4 protein-coding genes are annotated in these 4575 nt (G+C 38.6%); 1 reads left to right on the top strand and 3 read right to left on the bottom strand.

Going from position 1 to position 4575, the window contains the following annotated elements:
* Positions 1 to 358: 358 nt before the first annotated feature.
* Both holA and ACLNCN_RS03575 read right to left on the bottom strand, forming a co-directional pair.
* Positions 359 to 1396, bottom strand: coding sequence for a DNA polymerase III subunit delta (gene holA / locus ACLNCN_RS03580; protein WP_424844636.1), 1038 nt, complete (start codon positions 1394 to 1396; stop codon positions 359 to 361).
* A 32-nt stretch (positions 1397 to 1428) separates the two neighbouring features.
* Positions 1429 to 2364, bottom strand: a complete 936-nt coding sequence (locus tag ACLNCN_RS03575) for a dihydroorotate oxidase (protein WP_424844635.1) — start codon at positions 2362 to 2364, stop codon at positions 1429 to 1431.
* Between the two features lie 228 nt (positions 2365 to 2592).
* Here ACLNCN_RS03575 and gdhA point away from each other — a divergent pair, with 228 nt between their 5' ends.
* Positions 2593 to 3939 carry an NADP-specific glutamate dehydrogenase gene (gene gdhA, locus ACLNCN_RS03570; RefSeq protein WP_247939427.1) on the top strand — a complete coding sequence of 449 codons (1347 nt, stop codon included), beginning with the start codon at positions 2593 to 2595 and terminating at the stop codon, positions 3937 to 3939.
* Positions 3940 to 4032: 93 nt separating this feature from the next.
* Here the strand turns inward: gdhA and ACLNCN_RS03565 are convergent.
* Positions 4033 to 4575 (bottom strand): TetR/AcrR family transcriptional regulator (locus ACLNCN_RS03565; protein WP_424844634.1); only part of this gene is annotated, 543 nt, incomplete at its 5' end.

Below are 4575 nucleotides of genomic sequence, written 5' to 3'. Positions count from 1 at the left end.
TTTTCTTTCTATATGAAAATGATAACGCAAACATTCACTTTTTTCAAGTTTTTTGCTTATAGATGAAGAAATCACTGAAATACTTTCTAATAATACTCTTCGAAAATCTCTTCAAACCTCGTCAACGTCTCCTTGCCGTAGGTATATGTAATTGACTTCGTCAGTTCTATCCACAACCTCAAAACAGTGTTTTGAGCTGACTTCGTCAGTCTTATTTACAACCTCAAAGCAGTGCTTCGAGCAACCTGCGGCTAGTTTCCTAGTTTGCTCTTTGATTTTCATTGAGTATAAAACAAGCAAATCAGCAAGAAACCCACGACAAGATAATCTTGACGCAGGTTGTAGTTTCAAAAAAATGTCAATTGACCTGACTAGCAATCTGTAAAAGTGCCTTTTCAAAAAGGAAACTCTTTTCATAAAGACCTGTCTTAATCTGATAGTCTGTCTCAATCAAATAAGAAATAGCTTGCTTCAAAAAGCTCAAGGAAAGTCCTCGTGAATCCCTCAGCGCAAACTTGATTTGATAGGGATTTGGATTGCGTCCGAGAAAACTTCCTAGACTACTTGCAATCTGCGATTCTGTTTGTCCAGACTCCGCCAAAATTTTCACCTGAGTAAAAGTCCGAAATTGTCCTAGCATGACTGCAATCAGTTTGATTTCATCTTCACCTTGCAAGGTCAAGTCTCTAACCAAGTCACGCGCCTGATCCATCTTTTTAGTCAGAATAAACTGAGTTAAATCAAAAATATTGTCCTGCAAGGTCTTGGGAATAGCATTGACAATATCCTCTTCCTCGATAACAGAGTCTTCCTTATAGGACTGTAAAAAGAGGAGATTTTTCTGGATTTCGCTAAATTGAAAACCAGATTTGATAAGGAGGTTTTCAAAAGAATGATTGGCAAACTGCAGACCTTGTTTCTGACTCCACTTTTGGAAATACTGGCGCAATTCTTGTTCTTTTGCTTCTACTGCATCAAAGACCTTGGCATCACGCTTAAGTAATTTTACCAGCCGTCTTTTGCTATCCAGCTTTCCTTCTGCAAAGATTATCAACTTGGTTGTTAGTGAAGGATTGTCAAAGTATTCCTCAAATGACTTGAGCTCATCATCTGTCAAAAAGCGTTTTTTAGTAGTCGTGATATCAACAAAATGGTCTAATATCACGATTTTTTCATCCGCAAAGAAAGGAAGACTGACCAACTCCAGTTCCACATCCTTGTAAACTACTTCTTTCATATCAAAGTAGGCAAAGTTGAGGTCGGCAGAATCATAACCAATCTGTTTCAACACTTGACTCTTCATCACTTCAAACTGACCCTGATCTGTCCCTGTAAAAAGGCTCAGGCTAGGTAAATTTGATAAAGTCAACTTCTGGCTTTCTTCAATAGCTAGCATCTTCTCTCCTTTCTTCTGATTTTTTAATGAATTTAGTCAATATACCGCAATTTCCCACGGAAATCTTCTAGGCTCTCGTACCCTTTTTCCGCCATGATTTCTTTCAGTTCATTGGTAATGCGGTCAAAAGCACTGACGCCTTCTTTGTGAAGGGTGGTTCCCACCTGCACCATACTTGCTCCACAGAGGATATGTTCAAAGGCATCACGACCAGTCAACACGCCACCTGTTCCGATGATTTGGATTTGAGGATTTAAACGTTGATAAAAGGCGTGAACATTAGCTAGAGCAGTCGGTTTGATATACTCGCCACCAATGCCACCGAAACCATTTTTAGGACGAATAACGACAGACTCATCTTCTATATAAAGGCCGTTTCCGATAGAGTTAACACAGTTGACAAACTTGAGCGGATACTTGTTGAAAATAGCTGCCGCTTGGTCAAAGTGAACAATGTCAAAATATGGTGGCAATTTAATTCCAAGAGGTTTGGTGAAGTAGGCAAACACCTCTGCTAAAATCCGGTCTGTTGTCTCAAAATCATAGGCAATCTGAGGTTTTCCTGGAACATTTGGACAGGAGAGGTTTAGCTCAGTCAGACCACGAAAATCACTCTCTTGGACTTTTTTCAAGATAGTATGGGTTTCCTCTGGAGACATGCCGACTAGAGATAGGAAGAAAGTTCGGTTTGGCTCTTTTTCCTGTAAATCCAAAAGATAGTCCAAATAATAGTCTAAGCCATTATTCGGTAATCCCATAGAGTTGATAGAACCAAGTGGAACATCTTGATAGCGTGGCTCAGGATTTCCCTGACGAAATTCCAAGGTCGCTGTCTTAGTGACAAAGGTTCCCGCTGCTGAGTTTTTAACCCCTTCTAGCTCCTCTATCGTCATACAAGCCACACCCGCCGCATTCATCAAACAATTGTCAAACTCAAAACCAGCAATTTGTGTTTTCGTTGATACCATGATTCTAATCCTCCAGATTCCTTTTATTGCTAATATTATACCATATTTTCAGATTTTCTCTTTGAGAAAGATATTTACAAGAAAAAGGTTCGTTTTTTATCTATTTTCAAAAAGTCTCAAAACTAAATTGATAGAATTTTTAGAAAATTTTTGTTTTTTCTCTTTACAGTTAAAAAAAATTCTGCTATAATGACACACATAATTAAATTAGAATTTAAGGAGAACGATATGACATCTGCTAAAGAATATATCCAAAGCGTGTTTGAAACTGTAAAAGCTCGTAACGGGCACGAGGCTGAATTCCTCCAAGCTGTTGAAGAATTTTTCAACACTTTAGAACCTGTATTTGAAAAACACCCTGAGTATATCGAAGAAAATATCTTGGCACGTATTACTGAACCAGAGCGCGTGATTTCTTTCCGTGTTCCTTGGGTTGACCGTGATGGAAAAGTTCAAGTAAACCGCGGTTACCGTGTTCAATTCAACTCAGCTGTTGGACCATACAAAGGCGGACTTCGTTTCCACCCAACTGTAAACCAAGGGATTTTGAAATTCCTCGGATTTGAACAAATCTTTAAAAACGTTTTGACTGGACTTCCAATCGGTGGAGGTAAAGGTGGATCAGACTTCGATCCTAAAGGTAAAACAGATGCTGAAGTGATGCGCTTCTGCCAAAGCTTCATGACTGAATTGCAAAAACACATCGGACCATCACTTGACGTACCTGCTGGTGATATCGGTGTAGGTGGACGCGAAATTGGTTACCTTTACGGTCAATACAAACGTCTTAACCAATTTGATGCTGGTGTCTTGACTGGTAAACCTCTTGGGTTTGGTGGTAGCTTGATTCGTCCAGAAGCAACTGGTTACGGTTTGGTTTACTACACTGAAGAAATGCTCAAAGCTAACGGTAATAGCTTTGCTGGTAAGAAAGTGGTCATTTCAGGTTCTGGTAACGTTGCTCAATACGCGCTTCAAAAAGCAACTGAACTTGGTGCAACTGTTATCTCTGTATCTGACTCAAATGGTTATGTCATCGATGAAAATGGTATCGACTTCGATCTATTGGTTGATGTTAAAGAAAAACGTCGCGCTCGTTTGACTGAGTATGCTGCTGAAAAAGCAACTGCAACATATCACGAAGGTTCTGTATGGACTTACGCTGGAAACTATGACATTGCGCTTCCATGTGCGACTCAAAACGAAATCAACGGTGAAGCAGCTAAACGCTTAGTTGCTCAAGGCATTATCTGTGTATCTGAAGGTGCCAACATGCCAAGCGACCTTGATGCCATCAAAGTTTACAAAGAAAATGGTATTTTCTACGGACCTGCCAAAGCTGCCAATGCCGGTGGTGTAGCCGTTTCAGCCCTTGAAATGAGCCAAAACAGTCTTCGCCTTTCATGGACTCGTGAAGAAGTTGATGGACGTCTCAAAGACATCATGACAAACATCTTCAATACAGCTAAAACAACTTCAGAAACATATGGTCTTGATAAAGACTACCTTGCAGGAGCTAACATTGCTGCCTTTGAAAATGTAGCAAACGCTATGATTGCCCAAGGTATTGTTTAAGATTCATTTGCTTAATCCTCAATCGCTTCGATTGGGGATTTTTATGTTGAATCCAAAAAACTCACCATTAACAGTGAGTTTTAACATCAGAATTTATTTTACTTTCATTAGGGCAGATGACAAACATTCAACAATCTCATCAACTGCTTCATCTATGTTTATAGTTCCTTCATCATTCAACATCATGGGAATAAGATAAGAAAAACTCAATGCTAAAATGTAACGAACAATTCTTTCATTTGACCAATTTAGAATAAGTCCTTTTTCTTTAAATTGATTTAAAACAGGGCTAATTGGTTCTATTATAGATTGAACAATAATATTTCCTAACTGAATAGAAAGATTTTTATCAATAAAAGAACGCCCCAAGAGAATTTTAACATGCATTTGATTCTCCTGAATGAAAAAGAGCCTATCTCGAACAATACTTTTTAAAAAGAAGGGAAAAGTTTCTTGATCTACTGTGAATTTTTTTTCTGAGAAATCCGCAATCACTTCTGGAATAACCTGTTCTAGAAAAGTAGATAAAATGGCTTCTAAAATACCTTCCTTTGTTTTAAAGTAACTAAAAACAGTTCCTTCTGACACTCCAGCACGTTCGGCAATAAGGCTGGACGTTGTATTCTCAAATCCAAT

The sequence above is a fragment of the Streptococcus sp. CL8.13 genome (assembly GCF_049737895.1).
Note: the sequence above shows the minus strand (reverse complement) of the source record. Positions and strands in the feature narration are given on the sequence as shown.

What these genes read in the sequence shown, in the direction of transcription:
- gdhA (WP_247939427.1), top strand. Translation starts at nt 2,593, where the DNA reads ATGACATCTGCTAAAGAATATATCCAAAGCGTGTTTGAAACTGTAAAA.
- ACLNCN_RS03575 (WP_424844635.1), bottom strand. Translation starts at nt 2,364, where the DNA reads ATGGTATCAACGAAAACACAAATTGCTGGTTTTGAGTTTGACAATTGT.
- holA (WP_424844636.1), bottom strand. Translation starts at nt 1,396, where the DNA reads ATGCTAGCTATTGAAGAAAGCCAGAAGTTGACTTTATCAAATTTACCT.